The organism is Pseudomonas sp. (genome assembly GCF_050739995.1).
GTDB lineage: Bacteria > Pseudomonadota > Gammaproteobacteria > Pseudomonadales > Pseudomonadaceae > Aquipseudomonas.
This window is the reverse complement of record NZ_JBOICG010000649.1, coordinates 1-3,450: the sequence shown is the minus strand read 5'-3', so window position 1 is coordinate 3,450 and position 3,450 is coordinate 1. Positions and strand designations below refer to the sequence as shown.

At 61.2% G+C, this 3,450-nt stretch carries 2 protein-coding genes; both read right to left on the bottom strand.

What is annotated here, in order from left to right; genetic code table 11:
- A partial coding sequence (locus tag ACRESD_RS21850) for a methyl-accepting chemotaxis protein (RefSeq protein ID WP_431752808.1) occupies positions 1-1,496 on the bottom strand: 1,496 nt, incomplete at its 3' end.
- Positions 1,497-1,549: 53 nt separating this feature from the next.
- Positions 1,550-3,220, bottom strand: a complete 1,671-nt coding sequence (locus ACRESD_RS21845) for a diguanylate cyclase (protein ID WP_431752807.1) — start codon at positions 3,218-3,220, stop codon at positions 1,550-1,552.
- Between the last annotated feature and the right edge of the window lie 230 nt (positions 3,221-3,450).

Below are 3,450 nucleotides of genomic sequence, written 5' to 3'. Positions count from 1 at the left end.
AAGTTGGTCTGGTCGGCAATCGAGCGGATCACTGTCAATACGCCGCCGATGGTGGCCGATTCCTCGGCCAGTTTTTCGATCATCTGCGCATTTTGCTGCACTTCTCCCACCAGGGCATGCAACCCGGTGAGGCTCAGGCCGATCACGCGTTGGCCTTGTTCCACCGCCTGACCCGCGCTACGGCTGGCTCCGGCAGCCTGGCTGGCATCACCCGCCACTTGCTGGATAGTCGCTTCCAGCTCGCCCAGAGAATCACGGATCTGCGCCGTATCGCCGGCCTGGCGCTCGGCACCGTCGTGCAAGCCGCTGCTCAGTTCGGCGAGGGCGCGGCTGCTGCCGGCCACTTCCTGGGCGTTGCCGCGAATGGTGCCTACCAAGTCCACCAAGTAGGCGCGCAGGCGGTTCAGGGACGCTCCGATGTCGTGCAACTCGCGGTTGGTCTTGCCCAGGGCGATCGGCTGGCTGAAGTCGCCGTCGGCCCAGGTCGACAGGGCCGGGGCGAGGTTGGTCAGCACCCGCGCCAGGCGCCGTTGCAAGGTATCGATCAGCAGCGCGATCAGCAGGATCAGGCCGATCATCACGCCTTGCATCAGGCGCACTTCGCCCTGAATCTTGCCGTGTTGCGCACGCACCACGGGTTCCAGGCCGGCGATGGCCTGTTGCACGGCGGAAATTTTCAGGTGGGTGCCAGTGGCGAGGTCTGCGCGTTGCTGGATTTGCTCGCGGGTGCGCTTGAGTTCGGCGGGATAACGGGTCAACAGGCTATTGAGTTCGCGCTTGAGGTCGACGCCGGTGTCCTGAACTTCGGTTTTTTCGCTGTTTTCCAGGCCCATCATGGCGGAGAAGTCATCGGCGCTGGATTCGCTACTGGCTTTGACGCCAAGCAACGGCAGTTGCGCCAGTTGGTCGGCCTGGGTGCGGATGCTGGCCAGTTCTCGCTCCACATCGTCGGCCAGTTCGGCGCGGCCGCTGCTGACCAGCTTGTCGCGAGCCAGGGACAGCTTGCCCAGGTGTTGGGATGCGGCGAGCAAGGGCGGCAGATAGCGCGCCGCGTCCGGCGAGTTGACGCCTATGGCGTATTGGCTGAGTTGTTCCAGGTTCGCGCCCAATTCGCGCTCGGCTTGCAGGAGCAGCGCTTGCGGATCGCCCGCCAGTTTGCCGGCGGCCAACAGGTCGGTTTTGCTGAAAGTGTCGAGGTCGACCAGGCTGGGTCGCAGGTTTTGCGCGAGGTCGGTGGGCAGCTCATCCAGATGCTGCAACAGGCTTTCCAGGCTTTGGCTGGCGCTGCTCAAGCGCAAGGCATCGCCGCTGGCCAAGTAATCGTCAATATTGCGTGCGGCCTGATTCTGAAACGTCTGGGACAACCCCAAGTAACGCTCCATCAGTAAATAAGGCCGCTCCAGCGCCCGCTGCGACCACCACAGCGTCGCCCCGAGGGCCAGGCAAACGGCCACCAATAGAAGGGTGTTGAGATTGGTCAGCAGCTTCAGGCGCATGCGTGGTTTCAACCGACAGCAAAAGATAAGTGCCTGAAGTTATTGCGTTTCCATTACAGAGTTATGACGGAATCACTGGATTCCGGTGAAAAGATGGCACTTTGCTTTGATGCGCGCGCGGGTTGTACGCGGTTGCGTCCGGCATCCTTGGCGCGGTACAGCGCCTCGTCGGCCTGGGCGGCCATCATCAAGCTGTCGGAACCGTCACACAGCTCCACCACGCCGGCGCTGAAGGTGCACCATAAATCCTGGGGCTGGGCCGGGTAGTGGATTTCGGCAAAGCGCCCGCGGATTTCATCCAGCACCTTGCAGGCCGATTCTAGGTCAGTGTCGGGCATCACGATGGCGAATTCTTCACCGCCGTAACGGCCGATGTAGTCGGTCTTGCGCAAACGCTGTTTGAGAAACAGCGCCAGGCTCTTGATCACACGGTCGCCCATGGGGTGTCCGTGGCTGTCATTGACCCGTTTGAAATGGTCGATGTCGAGCATGGCAAAGCTGAGTGGCTTGTTCTCGCGGCGTGCACGGAAGCTGCAGTCTTCGAGCAATTGCAGGATGTGAGTGTGGTTGTACAGGCCGGTCAGGCTGTCGCGCACCATCCGTGCCTTGAGGTTACGCGCGCGCGCCGCGCGATTGCGCACGGTGGTAATCAAATGGCGTGGTTTGATCGGCTTGGTGAGGAAGTCGTCGCCGCCTTCGCTCATGGCGTCCAGCTGTTTATCCAGGTCGTCTTCGGCCGACAGGTAGATGATCGGCACACTGACGTAGCGGTCGTTGTGGCGGATCACCTTGGCCAGTTCGGTGCCGGTGCAGGCGGGCATGTACATGTCGAGGATGATCAGGTCCGGCTGGAAGTCCGCCAGCTCGGCCATGGCCTGGATCGGTTCGATCAAGGTGCGGGTGACGATGCCGGCACTGTTGAGCAGCCGCTCGGTGTGCAGCGCCTGGGCGCGCGAGTCGTCGATGATCAGCACTTTATAGGGTTCGTACTGGGCGATGCAGGTCAGTACTTCGATCTTTTCCAGCAGGCTTGAAGCTTCCAGCGTGCCGGTCAGGAATTCCTGGCCGCCGGCGCGCACGGCGGCCAGGCGGGTTGGGGTGTCGGTTTCATGCAGGCTGAAAAACAGCAGCGGCAGTTTCTGCTCCAGGCCTTCCTGGGCTTCGGCGGCGAGCTTGAGGCCCTGGCCTTCGCCGCAGAAGTCGACGTCCATGACGATGGCGGACGGCAGGCGCTCGGCCATGGACGCGCGAAAAGCCGCGATGCTGTCCAGGGATTGGGCGCTCATGCCGAAGAATTCCAGCTGCTTGGCCAGGCGCTCGGCGCGGTCGTGATCGGCCAGCATCACGTAGATGGGCTTGCGCATCGGTGGCAGGAAGGTTTGTTCCAGCTGGTCGCCCTGGCGCAGGCCGGTACGGGACAGGCGTTGCATCAGGCGGTTGAGTTCGGTGATCAGTTGGCTGCTCAAGCGCCCACGATTTTCGTCTACCGCCTTCAGGGACTCGCCGATATGCCGCGCCAGTTGACCGTGTTCCGGCTGTTCGAAGCGCTCGGCAAAGCGCAGCAGGCGCAGGTTGGCTTCGCTGAGTTCGGAAAAATCGGCGTTCGACCATTCGCTGCGTTGCAGGCGTTGCCAGATCTCAAGAATTTGACGTGCCTGATGAATTACCCGCTGGGCAAAGTGGTGCTTGAGACGCTCACGGCTGGGGTCTTCTGGCTCGGTCATATCCTGACTACTGGTGTGAGGGTGCATGCTGAGGTCGACTGATGGCTCTATGCTAGCACCTCTTATCTGTTACATGAGTGTCATACGTCAATTAAGTACGAGTCTCTGTCATTCAGTTTTTGACCTTGTGGTCGCGCAGCTAAAAAAGCGTGCATCCTTTATAGTCGAACACCCTCTGTACGCCACTTTCGTTTAAAAGCCCCGCACCGACGGACACGATGGGGTAGGGT